The organism is Vibrio makurazakiensis (genome assembly GCF_050337375.1).
Classification (GTDB): domain Bacteria; phylum Pseudomonadota; class Gammaproteobacteria; order Enterobacterales; family Vibrionaceae; genus Vibrio; species Vibrio makurazakiensis.
This window is the reverse complement of record NZ_JAKJSW010000107.1, coordinates 1-14,633: the sequence shown is the minus strand read 5'-3', so window position 1 is coordinate 14,633 and position 14,633 is coordinate 1. Positions and strand designations below refer to the sequence as shown.

At 40.4% G+C, this 14,633-nt stretch carries 17 protein-coding genes; 4 read left to right on the top strand and 13 right to left on the bottom strand.

All coding sequences use genetic code 11. The features are described from left to right. From L4C33_RS13040 to L4C33_RS13015, 6 genes are all read right to left on the bottom strand, one after another. On the bottom strand, positions 1–221 hold a 221-nt coding region (locus L4C33_RS13040; protein WP_428812861.1), incomplete at its 3' end, for a hypothetical protein. A 4-nt stretch (positions 222–225) separates the two neighbouring features. Continuing rightward, on the bottom strand, positions 226–570 hold the full coding sequence (locus tag L4C33_RS13035; RefSeq protein ID WP_428812860.1) for a DUF1293 family protein: 345 nt from the start codon (positions 568–570) through the stop codon (positions 226–228). Next, positions 555–1,661 (bottom strand): replication initiation factor domain-containing protein, encoded by a 1,107-nt coding sequence (locus L4C33_RS13030; protein WP_428812859.1) that lies wholly within the window; start codon positions 1,659–1,661, stop codon positions 555–557. Before L4C33_RS13030 ends, L4C33_RS13035 begins: the two co-directional genes overlap by 16 nt. Next, a complete protein-coding gene (locus L4C33_RS13025) occupies positions 1,651–1,851 on the bottom strand; it encodes a hypothetical protein (protein WP_428812858.1) in 201 nt (66 codons plus the stop codon). Before L4C33_RS13025 ends, L4C33_RS13030 begins: the two co-directional genes overlap by 11 nt. A 2-nt stretch (positions 1,852–1,853) precedes the next feature. Continuing rightward, positions 1,854–2,105 carry a hypothetical protein gene (locus L4C33_RS13020; RefSeq protein ID WP_428812857.1) on the bottom strand — a complete coding sequence of 84 codons (252 nt, stop codon included), beginning with the start codon at positions 2,103–2,105 and terminating at the stop codon, positions 1,854–1,856. Positions 2,106–2,107: 2 nt separating this feature from the next. Continuing rightward, entirely contained in the window at positions 2,108–2,404 is a 297-nt protein-coding gene (locus L4C33_RS13015) for a hypothetical protein (protein WP_428812856.1), read from the bottom strand. A 181-nt stretch (positions 2,405–2,585) separates the two neighbouring features. Between L4C33_RS13015 and L4C33_RS13010 the strand changes: the two genes are divergently transcribed. Beyond that, positions 2,586–2,954: a DUF3693 domain-containing protein gene (locus L4C33_RS13010; RefSeq protein ID WP_428812855.1), complete on the top strand. Its 369-nt coding sequence runs from the start codon at positions 2,586–2,588 to the stop codon at positions 2,952–2,954. A 149-nt stretch (positions 2,955–3,103) separates the two neighbouring features. Here the strand turns inward: L4C33_RS13010 and yciH are convergent, their stop codons facing one another. Further along, positions 3,104–3,415 carry a stress response translation initiation inhibitor YciH gene (gene yciH, locus L4C33_RS13005; protein ID WP_428812854.1) on the bottom strand — a complete coding sequence of 104 codons (312 nt, stop codon included), beginning with the start codon at positions 3,413–3,415 and terminating at the stop codon, positions 3,104–3,106. 6 nt (positions 3,416–3,421) lie between these two features. After that, positions 3,422–3,790 carry a DUF3319 domain-containing protein gene (locus L4C33_RS13000; RefSeq protein ID WP_428812853.1) on the bottom strand — a complete coding sequence of 123 codons (369 nt, stop codon included), beginning with the start codon at positions 3,788–3,790 and terminating at the stop codon, positions 3,422–3,424. Positions 3,791–3,890: 100 nt separating this feature from the next. On the opposite strand from L4C33_RS13000, the gene L4C33_RS12995 reads away from it, so the two are divergent. Beyond that, positions 3,891–4,856, top strand: coding sequence for a tyrosine-type recombinase/integrase (locus L4C33_RS12995; RefSeq protein WP_428812852.1), 966 nt, complete (start codon positions 3,891–3,893; stop codon positions 4,854–4,856). Positions 4,857–4,861: 5 nt separating this feature from the next. On the opposite strand, the gene L4C33_RS12990 is transcribed toward L4C33_RS12995, so the two are convergent. After that, positions 4,862–5,863: a D-alanine--D-alanine ligase gene (locus tag L4C33_RS12990; RefSeq protein WP_428812851.1), complete on the bottom strand. Its 1,002-nt coding sequence runs from the start codon at positions 5,861–5,863 to the stop codon at positions 4,862–4,864. A 164-nt stretch (positions 5,864–6,027) separates the two neighbouring features. Beyond that, positions 6,028–6,591: an SPOR domain-containing protein gene (locus tag L4C33_RS12985; protein ID WP_428812850.1), complete on the bottom strand. Its 564-nt coding sequence runs from the start codon at positions 6,589–6,591 to the stop codon at positions 6,028–6,030. A gap of 216 nt (positions 6,592–6,807) precedes the next feature. On the opposite strand from L4C33_RS12985, the gene L4C33_RS12980 reads away from it, so the two are divergent. Then, positions 6,808–9,495, top strand: a complete 2,688-nt coding sequence (locus L4C33_RS12980) for a bifunctional acetate--CoA ligase family protein/GNAT family N-acetyltransferase (RefSeq protein WP_428812849.1) — start codon at positions 6,808–6,810, stop codon at positions 9,493–9,495. A gap of 7 nt (positions 9,496–9,502) precedes the next feature. On the opposite strand, the gene L4C33_RS12975 is transcribed toward L4C33_RS12980, so the two are convergent. After that, a complete protein-coding gene (locus L4C33_RS12975) occupies positions 9,503–10,390 on the bottom strand; it encodes a LysR substrate-binding domain-containing protein (RefSeq protein WP_428812848.1) in 888 nt (295 codons plus the stop codon). A 241-nt stretch (positions 10,391–10,631) separates the two neighbouring features. Between L4C33_RS12975 and L4C33_RS12970 the strand changes: the two genes are divergently transcribed. After that, the gene (locus L4C33_RS12970) at positions 10,632–12,761 is read left to right on the top strand and encodes a TonB-dependent hemoglobin/transferrin/lactoferrin family receptor (RefSeq protein ID WP_428812847.1); all 2,130 of its coding nucleotides are present in this window, start codon (positions 10,632–10,634) and stop codon (positions 12,759–12,761) included. A gap of 329 nt (positions 12,762–13,090) precedes the next feature. Here the strand turns inward: L4C33_RS12970 and galE are convergent, their stop codons facing one another. Further along, positions 13,091–14,104, bottom strand: a complete 1,014-nt coding sequence (gene galE, locus L4C33_RS12965; protein WP_428812846.1) for a UDP-glucose 4-epimerase GalE — start codon at positions 14,102–14,104, stop codon at positions 13,091–13,093. 60 nt (positions 14,105–14,164) lie between these two features. Further along, a partial coding sequence (locus L4C33_RS12960) for a GGDEF domain-containing protein (RefSeq protein ID WP_428812845.1) occupies positions 14,165–14,633 on the bottom strand: 469 nt, incomplete at its 5' end.

Here is a 14,633-nt window from a genome sequence, read left to right as displayed (position 1 = left end):
GGGTTTATCGTTAATTCATAGTCACTGCCGACAGGAGACTGAGTGCTCATGGCATCGAACTGTTTTTGAGTCTCAAAAAGAGACCCTGTAACTAATACCGACCAATCACAATTAGACTTTCCATCTATCACTTTGTTTTCATTGGTAAAACTAGACGTTAACACCGCATCGCCGTTTTGAATGGAAATGACTTTTGCGCAATATCCAGTGACCAATGGCATTCAATTACGCCTTAGGTAAAGACGATTGAAAGTGCTTTTTGATTTCTTCATCGACTGGAATTAATTTGATGACCAGTATGTCCAATGGATCATCGTTACTGGCTCCAAAGTTCAAGTCATACTCACGGTTAGGCACAAATGCACCTGATTGGATGAGCTGACGAGCATAATCAATACTGATTTTTAATGGCTGCTTGTTGTAAGGAATGTCCGTTGTGAAGCCAATACCGCTTTGCTGAAACTTTTCAGCATCGACATTTTCAACAGCTCGCAATACTGATAACTCAGCGAATTCCATTCCCGACTTAGGGAAACGTTTGATAGAAATTCCCGTTATTGTTGTAGACATATTCTTGACTCCAATAGTGCTAGTTTCTGTTTGGTGTATTCATCGGGAATGCCCAATGACGTGTTAAAGTTTGCGCGTCTATGTTTAGTCGGAATAAGCAAACCAAAGGCCTCACCGATATCGCCGTCAGTCATCGATACAACCTCAGCCAAGGCTTTTCCACATTGACGACGAACCCAGGCAATACGAGCGAAGAACTCAAGACCGGCTTTCTTTTTGTTCAGTTGGATCTTCATCGGTTCAGCCGGGTCGATACTGGCCGAAAAGTCACACAGACCAGCAAAGGCCGAAGCAGGCGAGGCGAGTAAGTCAATGTCACACTTCTTTAGTTCCACTTCGTTTCGATACCAAACCACCTCAGGGTCAGTGATTTTTTGCTCGAATTTCTTGTTATAGATACGCCAGTAAACAGACGAAGTTCGAGAGCCAACAAGTGTCGCTTCCTCAGATAGCTCGCCAGTTTGAGATATACGTTTATGAGGGACCATTGTTGGGCCACGACCGCGACTCGCAGTTCGAAATGCTCCTTCATAAAAGCACTTCTCGGCATACTGACAATCAAAGATCCCCGTGTAGTCATCCACGCATAAATCCAAGCGGGCGAGGCGAGTGATACCCAATACAGAGGCCAGCCACCAATGCAGTTTTTCGTGAGTAATATGTTCAAATAGCTTTTTGCAGCCGGTTCCATTGATCTGAACAAACACGGTGTCATTATTACCACCGAGACCCACTAATCCACATTCAACGGTTCCCGTAGAATCAAAAATCGTCATTGAATCTTCGTAGCCATGTAAGCCACGGGCACGCATACGAGACAAACGGAAACCAAACACTTTGAATATGAAATCATCAAAACGATGCGCCAAAATCTTGCGGCATTTATTACGGTGAGACTCGATAGCTTTTTCAATCGCAATGGGTGTGTTTACGCGAGCTTGTTTGAACTCGGGAAACTGCAAGTTAATGAAGTCCTGGTCATTCGATTTATCCAAATGTCTCAGTGAACTGTATGGAAACGAAAACGCTAAGTGATCGACTTCAACCGGACGGATTTCATCGTGATACTTGTGGGGCTTTTTAGATAGCATGGAAAACCCCTTTGAGCATTAACTCTTGATAGTTCTCATCGGTGATCTCAATAACCTGAAATGACACCATGCCGTAATGAACGTCCAGGAACTGAAAGAACTCACGCTGTGTCTTGAAGAAATTATGACCCCAGGGAAAATACGCGTTGATCCCATGACTCGGTTCATAGTCGAAGTAAATAGAATCCATGACTAATCACCAACAACCATGTCTAAAGATTGTTCAAATAAACCTTTAACAACATGAACAGAATGAGTTTTCCCTAAAGATGTCAGGGCGTCACAAACGTCGCAAACATCATTTGAAAACTCTTCAGACATAAACAACTCAGCACCTGCAATATGCCAAGCTGTATTAACACGCCGATTCTTACCAAAACCACAAAAGAACCGATCGCCTGATTTGRCATGAACAATAATGACCAGAGCGGATAAGTTATCCATGATTAACGCTCCAAACCGTAGAACGCACAAAACTGTTCAAGCTCTTGGTCGTCATCAAAAGTGAAAGTGAATCCATCGCTAGAGTTAGGACGAGGATTGGAATAGCTGACAGTATGAAAACGTTCGTCGCCAATCGTGCGTTGACCAAACTGAAGATCACTAATTAGGAACTCAATGCAAATTTCGAGTGGTGTGTGATGAGCAGACAAAGCAACGTGCGTGAAATCTGGGTAGTTGTAGAAGCAAACGTAGTCAGATTTCAACACAGAGCCGTATTCGATAGATTCAATTTCAAACATAACAACACCTAACTTGTTAATCATTGAACTTCAAAGCAGTGAGCAACAACAGAAGACAAAGCAAACCGCAATAATCAAAAGTGAACCTTGAACAGACCTCAGAGAGTGAATCTAAGCAGGTTCGACGAATAACCAAAATTGGTTACTATTACGCTATGATTAGAAAAAAGGAGGACTTGCCATGTATCAAAATCAGTTGTTAGAAGCGTATAAACAGGCTCATAACTACATACAAGACAAGCAAATAGCTATGGATATGAACATACCACAGCAACGAATCAGTGATTTTCGCAAAGGCCGTCGCTATCTAACTGATTCACAGGCAATATTTTTAGCGGAAAATGCAAAGATTGATATAGAAATTGCATTGCTTGGGTGTCACGCAGATCGCAATGATAATCCACGCATAAAACAAATATGGGAAAGCATGGCAAAGAAGTTTAACGGACAAGGTTTACACGGGATATCAATGGCTTGTGGCGGTTTGGTACTGTGGTCAATGCAGCCTAAAGAACCACTAGCTCAGTGCGTATTATCTATCTTATGTTAAATAAGGTTTGGGTTAATATGGCAAGAGCTCTACTCTTGCCTATTTAGTGATCGTCTGCTGATAAGACTGTATTTAACGATAATCAAATTTACCATAAAATACCTAATATACAGTTTGATAATCTTCGATTTTAAACTGCGTATATTAGCTTAACCGCCAGCGAACTTAACTTTGAAGCCTTTCTTTTCTAAGTGCGCTTTGATCTTATCGCGAGCATCACCTTGAATTTCAATGTTTCCATCTTTTACTGAACCACCGCAGCCACAAACTTTCTTAAGCTCTGCAGCCAGTAACTTTAATGGAGCATCATCCAAGTCTAAGCCACTAACAACAGAAACACCTTTTCCTTTACGCCCTTTGGTCTCGCGTTGAATTCTAACAATACCATCGCCTTTAGGGCGTTGTACTTTCTCTTCTTCGGGTTTAATTCTGCCGGTTTCTGTCGAATATACTAAACTCATTTAACTTTACTTCTTCTGTTGTTGTGCTTGCTGTTTCGCGACCAGATACGCTTCGATATGCTTTTGAATGGCCAATTTAGAACCTTTGATTAGGCGACCATTGAACATACAATACCATGCGTTAGGCTCACCTGTATCGTTACTAATTCGGTAACCATTGAAATCTTCTTTCTGACCAGCAACTGAACGCTCTTTATTAAGAGAAGTAAACTCTTTTGGGTCTATTATTGATGCAGTGTCTAGCCACCAATCGATGCTCTTTTTAATAGCAGTCAAATTACCTTGGATAACACGCTTTTTTAACCTGGCTTGCCAAATCTTGTTCGTAGCATCTGTAGATTGCAACGGCACGCCTCGGTAAATTGAATTAGCCATATATCTGATTCATCTTTTTGTTTTAATTATATTAATGATAATTGTACTTCGAATGATATCAAGTATAAAATTGCAATAAATTCAGTTATGTTGCATTAGAATGAAAAAAAATGTCGCTATCTTCACAGATCAGAAGCAAGTTAAAGAGCTAACAAGAAACCTTTGTCGTTCTAGTGAGTTAGAATACATTCAATCGCTTGCTCAAAATCACTACTCTCATAACTCATTGCTTGCAATGTACTCAGATTGGAAAAATTATTTAGAGTTCTGCCAGTCTCACCACATAAACCCACTACCCGCTTCTGTCACCGCGATCAGACGCTTCCTACAGATTGAATCATCTAAACGGAAATTTGCATCCTTAAAACGTTACACTGCAACTTTTGGTTTTATCCATACTGTACTAGGTTATGCAAACCCTGTTAATCATCGGCAGGTACAATTGACCTTAGCTGAATTAAGAATACAAAAACATGGTGACGCTAAACAAACGAGTGCATTTACTCTCAGTCACTTAAATGACCTTAACTTTCAGCTATCACGCTCTGACAATATTAGGGATATTCGCGATCGCGCTATTTATAATGTGATGTTTGAGTGTGTATTAAAACGTTCAGAGTTAAGGGAGTTGAAGTTCGAATCCGTCATCGTACTTGAAAGTGGAAATCTCAATATATTAATTGGTGACAATTCCTATGCACTGTCCACACACACTAGCGAATTCCTAAGTGCTTGGCTAAAACACTCAGAGGCTACAGCTGGCCCAGTATTTCGCTCGATTGATCGTCATGGAAACATAAGTAATCAGACTCTTAATGATTCATCTATTTACAGAATTCTACGAAACGCATCATCTTTACTTGGCTTAGCTGAACAGTATAAGTTTTCAGGCCAATCTTTAAGGGTTGGGGCTGCAAAGGAGCTTTCTAAACAAGGGATGAAAGTTAACGAGATACAAGATTTGGGTCGTTGGCTTAGCCCTGCAATGCCTTCACAATATATTGGTCGTAAAGGCAATGCGGCTATTGAAATGAGTAAGTTTAAGGCTATTAAAGGTTGGGACTAGTCAGTTCAAGCCTTACTAATCGAAGTTCTTACACAGTTTTCTAAGAAATCAGCGAATTTATGACCATTATGTTCAACCATTTTCGGGAACATTGAAATTGGAGTCATTCCTGGGAATGTATTGACCTCATTTAAATAAATTTCACCGTTTTCAGTTAAGAAGAAATCAATTCTTGATAAATGGCGTAGCTTCATTTGCGTGAATACTTTTCTTGAGCTTACTTCAATTGCAGAAAGTTGTTCATCAGTCAGGTTGTTTGCTTCAACCTCTGTGACAGAGTGACTATCGGCACTGTATTTCTCATCGTAAGTGTAAAATGCGCCATTCGGAGCGATAACTTCTCCTGGTTTGCTGACGTGTAACTCACCATCAAACTCATAAGCCGATACCTCAAGTTCACGAGGGGTCACTGCTTGTTCAACTAAAACCTGATCCGAATACCCAAATGCGTCATTTACAGCTTTGCTTAACTCATTAACATCAGAAACTTTGTAGCACCCTACCGATGATCCTTGGCGTGCTGCTTTTACGAAAACAGTCCCCCACTTTTCAAATGCTTCACGAACGGCGGTATGTGTTGCTTCATTATTATCTGAAATGAATAAGTATGGTGTGTTCGGGATCCCTATCGCGTCATACCATAACTTCGATGTTATTTTGTTAAAGCTGTTATTGCTCGCTTCAGAACCACAGCCTAAGTATGGGACTTTWGCAAGTTCGAATAAGGACTGAATATCTCCAGTTTCGCCCGGGAACCCGTGAATACAAGGTACAATGAAGTCAATGTTCCACGTTTCACAGCTACCACGAAGTGCTTGTTCCTGGATATCCAAGTATACCGACTCGCCTGAATCTAAGAGCCACTTCCCATGTTTGATCTCAACACGAATTACTTCAAAGTCTTCGACAGTGTTTAGCTGTTCGTATAGGTAGCCAGAGGAAACAAGAGAAACTTCATGTTCTGATGAGTCACCACCGCAAAGTAAAAGAATGTGAGTTTTATTCATGGGTAAGATCTGTCCTTGAGACTTAATAAGCAATGAGTTTTATCATAAACAATTCATCGCGGAGGTACAGTGTTTTGATTACAAAAAGAGAGGATATATGTTCGAACGATTAAGTATTGGGCAAAAAGAAAGGGACCTAAGTCCCCTTCTTAATAAGTCTATATTTAGTTAAGTTTATTCAGCGTTGGGAAGTCTGAATTTTTGATGTCATCAATACTTTTAACGAATGGTTTTAGACCTTGAAATTCATTAGATAACGTTGAGATCGCTTTCTTTGCTTCAAGGCGTGTGGCGTAATCACCATACAAGACTGTAAACCACTTAGTTCCGTTTACTACTTTATAGTTTTCCCAAACCGGTTGGCTTGTACGAGGAAGTTTGTTCACAAACGTATCGACTTTCGCTTGGCTACCAACCGCAACAACTTGAACGGTATATCCGAAGCGCTGGTTCATATCCATTTGTTTCTTCGTCGGCGGTACCACTTTAGCCGTTGTTTGCGGGCTTAGTTTCACTACTTTCTTTTCTTCGACTGGAGAAAGCTTAACAACATTCGTTGCGACTGTTTCTTCAGTAACCATGCTTTCCGTTTGAGACATAACAGGAGCTTCGATAGCCGCCGTTTTATATTCTTCCTGGTAGCTTTCAGATGTTACATCCGTAATGTAAGTCTCAGATACACACGCAGCCAAGAGCAGTGGCAGAGTCGCGATTGCTAATTTTTTCATGAAATGCTCAGACGTCCTTTAAAATAAATTACTATAAATCATGCCGATACAAGCGCTTAGAATCAAGCTAACTTTTCTATTATATACCATTAGTGAGTGATTCATTTCACAAACTTAGCTCCGCATAGGCAAAAGAAACCAAATAGATGAATTCTTCTACAGTTAGAGCTTAGTTTGTGCGATAGGATGAAAGCTAGTGTATTGAAAGGTAATGATATGAATAATTTGGATTCGTTGTTTAAACCGACTTCGATAGCGGTAATTGGCGCCTCTCAACAGGGTCATCGTGCTGGTCATATTGTCATGAATAACCTACTTCAAGGTGGTTTCAATGGCGCAATCATGCCTGTGACGATTAAGTACAAATCCGTTTGTGGTGTCTTAGCGTATCCATCTATAACGTCATTACCCATTGCGCCTGATTTAGCAATATTGTGTACTCATGCGAGTCGTAATATTGAAATATTTAAGCAAGCTGCTGATAAAGGTATTTCCTCAATTATCATCTTATCTTCTGATATGGATGAAGCATTCGACGAATCTACTACAATTCTTGACGAGTGCAAACGCATCGCAAAGGCGAACAACATCCGAATTCTTGGGCCAAACAGTCTTGGGGTGATTTTACCTTGGGTTGGCGTTAACGCTTCTTTCTCGCCAGTGAGTGCGTTAAAAGGCAAAATAGCATTTTTGTCACAGTCGGCAGCCGTTTGCACCACAGTATTAGACTGGGCAAATGAAAAAAACATCGGATTCTCAGCCTATATATCAATAGGAAATGGATGTGATGTTAACTTTGCTGAATTACTCGACTATTTAAGTCGTGATTCCCATACCGAGGCGATCTTGCTCTATGTTGATACCATTAGTCATGCTAGACGTTTCATTTCCGCAGCAAGAGCAGCCTCCCGTAATAAACGAATTCTTGTTTTAAAAAGCGGAAGAACATCTAAAAGCCGAGCGGTTACAGCTGCGCATATTGGCGGTAATGACACACTTGATATTATTTATGACTCAGCTATACGTCGAAGTGGTATGTTGCGCGTTAAAAATATGCATGAATTGTTTGCGGCAGTTGAAACGTTAACGCATTCGGTTCCACTTCGCGGTGAGCGATTAGCGATCATTACAAACGGTGGCGGCCCGGCAATAATGGCGGTCGATACGCTTTTTGAACGCGGCGGAAAACTTGCTGAATTATCTGAAGAGACATACGGAAAACTGAATGCCCAATTACCCAAAAGTTGGTCGCACAGTAACCCCATCGACATTGTTGGTGACGCACCACCTCAGCGTTATCTTGATGCGCTGAAGATCTTACTTGATGGAGATGAAGCTGACGCCATTTTAATTATGCATAGCCCTTCTGCGATTGCCCATTCAACAGAAACTGCCAGACAAATCATTGACACTATTCGTAATCACCCAAGGCACAAGCGTTTCAATATATTGACCAATTGGTCTGGTGAACTGTCAGCGAAACCTGCAAGGAAGTTATTTACTGAATCTGGTATTCCTACATACCGAACCCCAGAAAGCTCGGTCGTTGCATTCATGCATTTAGTCGAGTATCGAAGAAATCAGCGGCAGCTAATGGAAACGCCAACCACAGCAGAAAAAATCAACTCGCAAGAGCTTCTATTAGCGAAAGAATGGATTGATACGCAGCTTTCAGAACAAAGCGAATGTGCTTTAGATACACACCAGACTCGTCAGTTATTCAAAAGTTTCGATTTAGATGTGCTTCCAACTTGGATCGCATCAGACCCGAGCGAGGCAGTTTATGTTGCAGAAAAAATCGGTTATCCCGTTGCGGTAAAATTACGGTCTCCAGATATCGCCCATAAGTCAGACGTACAAGGCGTTATGCTTAACTTGCGCAATAGCCAAGAGGTGGCAAGTGCAGCCCAAGCGATATTAGATAGATCAAAGCTTTCGTATCCAACCGCGAATATCCATGGGTTATTAGTTCAAGGAATGGCAAAACTAGCCGGTGGTCAAGAGCTCAGAATTAAAGTAACGACTGACCCAACGTTCGGCCCCGTTATTTTATTAGGGCAAGGAGGTTCAGAGTGGGATGAGTCTATCGACGCAGCAGCAGCATTGCCCCCATTAAATATGACGTTAGCACGCTACCTCATAATTCGCGCAATCAAGAGCGAGAAGATTCGTTTACAAAAGCTTCCGTCTCCTATTGATATCCAAGGATTATCAGAGCTGTTGGTTAGGATCTCTCAAATGATCGTTGATTGCCCACAGATACAAGAACTGGATATTCACCCGTTACTGGTAAATGGCGATAAATTTACAATTCTAGATTCTAATATTCTTTTAAAAACATACAGAGGTGATGCTCAAGAACGATTGGCTATCAGACCTTATCCTGTTGAGTTAGAAGAGTGGCACACAATAAAAGATGGGAGTGATGTTTTACTACGCCCTATTCTTCCTGAAGATGAGCCTCTTCATTCTGATTTTATCCAGAATGTATCAAAAGAAGATCTCTATAAACGCTTTTTCAGTGACGTTGGTGAGTTCAACCATGAAGCTCTGGCGAATTTCACTCAAATCGATTTTGATAGAGAAATAGCATTTGTCGCAGTTCGTGAAGAATTAGGAGAAGACGCTATCATTGGTGTCTCGCGTGCACTTATTAATCCTGAAAATACCGATGCTGAGTTTGCAATATTGATTCGTTCAGATTTGAAAGGTGCTGGCCTTGGCCGTATATTGATGCAAAAAGTCATTGATTACTGTAATAAAAAGCAGACTCAACAAATCTCAGGTATGACAATGCCAACTAATCGAGGAATGTTAACACTAGCTCAAAAGCTTGGATTTGAGCTAGATGTTAGTTTTGAAGATGGCACTGCAGACATGAGACTTAAATTAGACAGAGTGTGATCTTCTGCTATTTCATTTTCCAGTGTTTCTTCAAATGTTGGATGCACCATGATTTAGCATCACCAATTTTGTTACGGCGCCACGCAAGAATGATATCTATACTTTGTTGCTCGGTGCCTTCAATCATTTTGAGCTTACCGGACTCAATGAGTGGTTTAGCAACAACGGTAGGAAGTGTTCCTATGCCTAATCCAGCTGTTAATGCATCAATCTTTGCGTGAAAGTTAGTTACTGTAAGTCGTGGCTGTTTTTCAAGGATGTTCACCGTAATCGCAGGCTGTTCTCTGGCTGTATCAGCGATAGCTATAACCCTGTAACTTTCTCTTGCTGCTTGATCAAACTCACCAGACCTATTATGTACATAATGTTCAGTTGCAGCGACCCACATCATACTCAAAGCACCAATGGTGTCACTTTTAACGTCATTAGGCAGTGACTCAGGCTTAGGGCAAATTAATAGATCAGCCCTATCATTTGCGAGTGATTCCCAACAGCCCGCAAGAATTTCTTCTTGCAACCGTACGCGTGTTTTACTGACTTTTCCGAGCTCGTCAATTAACGGAAAGAAATTATTAACAGGAATAATACCGTCAAACGCTATCGTTAAGTCTAGCTCCCAGCCATTCGCTAAAATTGTTGCATCTGAAACTAGCCTTTCTGTGGCACTTAATATTGTTCGACCTTGTTCAAGAATTAACTTACCGGCATCGGTAAAGTTAGCTTTATGTCCTGAACGGTCAAAAATCATGATGTCTAGATCTTGTTCAAGTTTTTGGATTTGATAACTCAATGACGAAGGCGCACGATCTAGTTCATTCGCTGCAGCAGCAAAACTGCCCCTTCGATCAATGGCATCCAAAATGTGTAAAGCTTCTAAAGTTATGGGGCTTTGCAAACTGTTCACCTTAGTTATTTATGAGATATTGATCACATTATCATTATTGAGATTGAACCCTATCAGAGTATCAGTATTTTATTAACTATTTGTATTTAATTGAATTTATCACAGATGATATTAAATTATCACTTTAGTTAAGTCTCATTTATGCAAATGAAATTGATAGTAATTATCATTTAGATCCAATAGTATGACGTCCGCTCAAGTCACCTACTACGGATTTAAAGGTTTCAATAAAATGTATAAGAAGTCTCTATTATCAACCGCTGTTTTCATTGCCCTCTCAGGAACCGCTGTTGCAAATGAACATTCAACTTTCGACGAAGTCGTAGTCTCAGCTACACGTACTAGTCAAACACTAGACAACACATCAGCATCTGTCGCTGTTGTATCCGAACAAGATATCGAAGAAAACCTAACGATTAACTTAAATGATATCTTTGAATATACACCAGGTGTAACTATGAACTCTAGCTCTCGTCAAGGTGAGCAGAGCATAAACATTCGCGGTATGGAAGGTAAACGGGTCAAAATTATTGTTGATGGTTCGTCTCAACCTGGATCTTTCTCTGGTGGTCCATATGGATTCATTAACTCTAGTGGCATAACGGTAGACCCTGATATGCTTAAAAGCGTAGAAGTTGTTAAAGGTGCCGCTTCTAGTTTGTATGGGAGTGACGCTATTGGTGGTGTTGTTGCTTTTGAAACAAAAGATCCAAGTGACTTTCTTAGAGAAGGCACTGATGTTGCTGGACAAGCCAAGCTAACATACTCATCAAAGGATAAATCTTTTAGCGAGCATGTTGCTGTTGCAAACCGATTTGGTGAATTAGAAACACTTGTCGCTTACACACGACGTGACGGAAATGAAACACAGAACTTCGTCGATAGTAATGCGTATGAAGACTATGACGTTGAGTCACAAGATACTCAAGTTGATAACTTACTGGTTAAGCTTCAGTACCAATTAAATGATAATCATAGAGTTGAGTTTCTTGCTGAACTCATTCAAGACTCATCAGATTCTACTATTTATCACGCGACCTACCCAACTTATACCGGTAAAGATGACACGGAACAGAATCGATTTGCCGTCAAACATATCTGGTACGCAGACTCGACAGTCGCAGACACGATAACCAGTAAAGTCTCTTATTTGGTTAAAGACGAAAACGGTATAACAAACCGTTATAATCCGGCGTCTGTAGGCCGTTATGGTCCTGTTGCCGCAAATAATCAACGTAAGGACTACACATACTCTGAAGACAAAATAGAGTTAGAAACTCAATTAGACAAAGAGATTGGCAAACACTACCTACTTTACGGTGCTACATATACACACAGCGATATTAGCAACACAAACATGGAATATAACGATAGTAAAGACGATGTTCTATACGTTTATACGCCAGACGCAAAAGAGCAAAAATTTGGGTTATTCTTACAAGATGAGATAAGCCTCGCTGGGGGAGATTTAACACTAACACCAGGAGTTAGATTTGATCACTTTTCAACAGACCCAGGTAATAATACGGGTGAAGATTTAAAGAAATTTTCAGACTCAGCTGTAACAGGTCGTATCGGTGCTAACTACTCTATTAATGAAACTGGCATTATTTTTGGCCAAATTAGCCAGGGATTCCGTGCTCCTTCCTTTGACGAGCTTTATTACACTTATGATAATGTCGCACATCGATATGTGAACGACCCTAACCCTAATTTGAAGTCTGAAACGAGTATTTCTTATGAGATGGGGTATCGACATAACACAGCGGCGACATCTTCTGAGTTCGCTGTTTACTACAGTGACTACGATGATTTTATCGAGCAAGTTATTACTGAAAAAACTGCCGGGATATCTCACTATTCTTACGTAAACCTTAATTCAGCAACAATTCAGGGGGTAGAGTTTTCAAATCAAATTTTATGGGACAACTTAGTTGGAGCTCCACAAGGGTTATCAAGTAACTTTGTTGCATCGTACACAGAGGGTGAAGATGGAAATGGTAATGCTCTCAACAGCGTAAACCCATGGAATGCCGTTTTAGCACTTAATTTTGATGCTCCAAGTGATAATTGGGGTACAAGCATCAAGTTTAACTATACTGCTGATAAATCGTTTAGCGAAATGAACTTAGATGAAGACAACGGAGGTGATGCATCTCAAGTTGAGCTTCCAAGCGCGACTGTCGTAGATATAACAGCCTACTTTAAGCCGGCAAAAGATTTCACAATTCGAGCGGGTATCTTTAACGTTGGTGATAAAGAGTACTACCGTTGGAATGATGTACGTGGCGACGAAGAGTTATATAAATCGAATTCACAAGCTGAACGTAACTACTCTATTTCTGCAAAGTATGAGTTCTAAATAACTCAACTTTACAAACATTAGATACAATAAAAGCCAGCATTGCTGGCTTTTTAAGTATTCACTTCAAAATGTATAAAAAGAAGGAAAGTGAATCTTATTTGTTAGTCATCTCTTTCTTTACCATAACAGCTGAAGCCACGATAAATGCGATGATGAGACCAAGTTCCATGAACAACCTCGAAGAAAATTAACATTGAATGATTTAAAACATGCGTAGTCTAACATGATTAATCTTTAATGATAGTTTTTAACCGATTCTTTACTTTTAATTGGATTTAGATCAAAAAAGGCGCCCAAAGGCACCTTTTTAATATTTTCATCAAGAATTAACTAGGGAATCCATTTGGGTTTGCTGACTGCCAACGCCAAGTATCTTCCGTCATTTGCTCTAAACTTCTTTCTGCTTTCCAGTTTAGTTCTTGTTGAGCTTTTGCTGGATCAGCCCAACATTCGGCTATATCGCCAGCACGTCTAGCAACCAATTTGTATGGAACGGGTTTTCCACTTGCCTTTTCAAAAGCTGCGACCATATCAAGCACACTGTAGCCATTGCCAGTACCCAAGTTATAGGTATGTAAGCCTGATTTATTGCCCACTTTCTGCAAAGCAGCAACATGCCCATCTGACAAGTCCATAACATGAATATAATCACGTACACCTGTACCATCTTTAGTCGGGTAATCATTACCAAAGACGGACAAAAACTCTCGACGCCCTACTGCAACTTGGGAAACAAATGGCATTAAATTGTTCGGAATGCCTTGTGGATCTTCGCCTAGTTCACCCGTTGGATGGGAGCCTACTGGGTTAAAGTAACGAAGTAGAGTAATACTCCAATCTTGATTCGCTTTTTGGAAATCAGTAAGGCACTCTTCAACCATTAGCTTACTACGGCCGTATGGGTTAGTTGCACTGGTTGGAAAGTCTTCTGTAATTGGTACAGATGCTGGATCACCATAAACGGTAGCTGAAGAACTAAAAACCAGTGTTTTGACGTTCGCTTCACGCATAGCGTCAACTAAAACCAATGTTCCATTAACGTTATTATCATAATACTCTAGTGGCTTCTCTACAGATTCACCCACCGCTTTCAAACCTGCAAAATGAATAACCGCATCGATACTATTTTCTTTTAAAGTTTTCACAAGAAGTTCACGGTCACGAATATCTCCCTCGACAAACTTTGGTCGATTTGAAGATACTTTTTCGATACGTTCTAATACGCTTGGTTTACTGTTGTAAAGGTTATCAAAAATGATTGGAGTCATGCCTGCTTGAAGCATTTGAATGCATGTATGGCTTCCAATGTAGCCCATACCACCAGTTACTAATACGTTCATACTAAGCCTTGTAAATTGATTTAGCGTTATTAATCGTCTTTCTATCTATATTACAATAGTTTACACCGCTTTGTTGTAACTATCTTGAGAAAACACATATTGACCTTTACCTAAATGCTTTGCGCGGTACATAGCTTCGTCGGCTTCTTTTAAAATAGAGTCTAGATCTCTGTCGCTACTTTCGACAAGGTGAATACCTAAGCTTGCCCCTACTTCCAATTGACGGTTTCGATAAGGAATAGGATCTGTGAGTAAGCTTAATAAACGTTGCGCTAGTACTGTAATTAGTTCTTTGTTCGTTGGCTGAATAACAAGTACGAACTCATCACCTGCCAATCGAGCGACTAGATCACCCGTTCTAACTTGAGATGTAAGTCGGTTTGCCACTTCTTTTAAAACTTCATCTCCCGCATCGTGCCCGTAAGTATCATTAACCGCTTTAAAGCCATCGAGATCGAGATAAATAACAGCGAACTGGCTACTGGAATAATGACTTGATGAAATGACATCATCAAGTATTCGATAGAGC

Excerpts from the sequence above, each read along its gene's own strand:
- L4C33_RS13035 (WP_428812860.1), bottom strand. The coding sequence starts at position 570 with ATGTCTACAACAATAACGGGAATTTCTATCAAACGTTTCCCTAAGTCG.
- L4C33_RS13030 (WP_428812859.1), bottom strand. The coding sequence starts at position 1,661 with ATGCTATCTAAAAAGCCCCACAAGTATCACGATGAAATCCGTCCGGTT.
- L4C33_RS13025 (WP_428812858.1), bottom strand. The coding sequence starts at position 1,851 with ATGGATTCTATTTACTTCGACTATGAACCGAGTCATGGGATCAACGCG.
- L4C33_RS13015 (WP_428812856.1), bottom strand. The coding sequence starts at position 2,404 with ATGTTTGAAATTGAATCTATCGAATACGGCTCTGTGTTGAAATCTGAC.
- L4C33_RS13010 (WP_428812855.1), top strand. The coding sequence starts at position 2,586 with ATGTATCAAAATCAGTTGTTAGAAGCGTATAAACAGGCTCATAACTAC.
- yciH (WP_428812854.1), bottom strand. The coding sequence starts at position 3,415 with ATGAGTTTAGTATATTCGACAGAAACCGGCAGAATTAAACCCGAAGAA.
- L4C33_RS13000 (WP_428812853.1), bottom strand. The coding sequence starts at position 3,790 with ATGGCTAATTCAATTTACCGAGGCGTGCCGTTGCAATCTACAGATGCT.
- L4C33_RS12995 (WP_428812852.1), top strand. The coding sequence starts at position 3,891 with ATGAAAAAAAATGTCGCTATCTTCACAGATCAGAAGCAAGTTAAAGAG.
- L4C33_RS12985 (WP_428812850.1), bottom strand. The coding sequence starts at position 6,591 with ATGAAAAAATTAGCAATCGCGACTCTGCCACTGCTCTTGGCTGCGTGT.
- L4C33_RS12980 (WP_428812849.1), top strand. The coding sequence starts at position 6,808 with ATGAATAATTTGGATTCGTTGTTTAAACCGACTTCGATAGCGGTAATT.
- L4C33_RS12970 (WP_428812847.1), top strand. The coding sequence starts at position 10,632 with ATGTATAAGAAGTCTCTATTATCAACCGCTGTTTTCATTGCCCTCTCA.
- galE (WP_428812846.1), bottom strand. The coding sequence starts at position 14,104 with ATGAACGTATTAGTAACTGGTGGTATGGGCTACATTGGAAGCCATACA.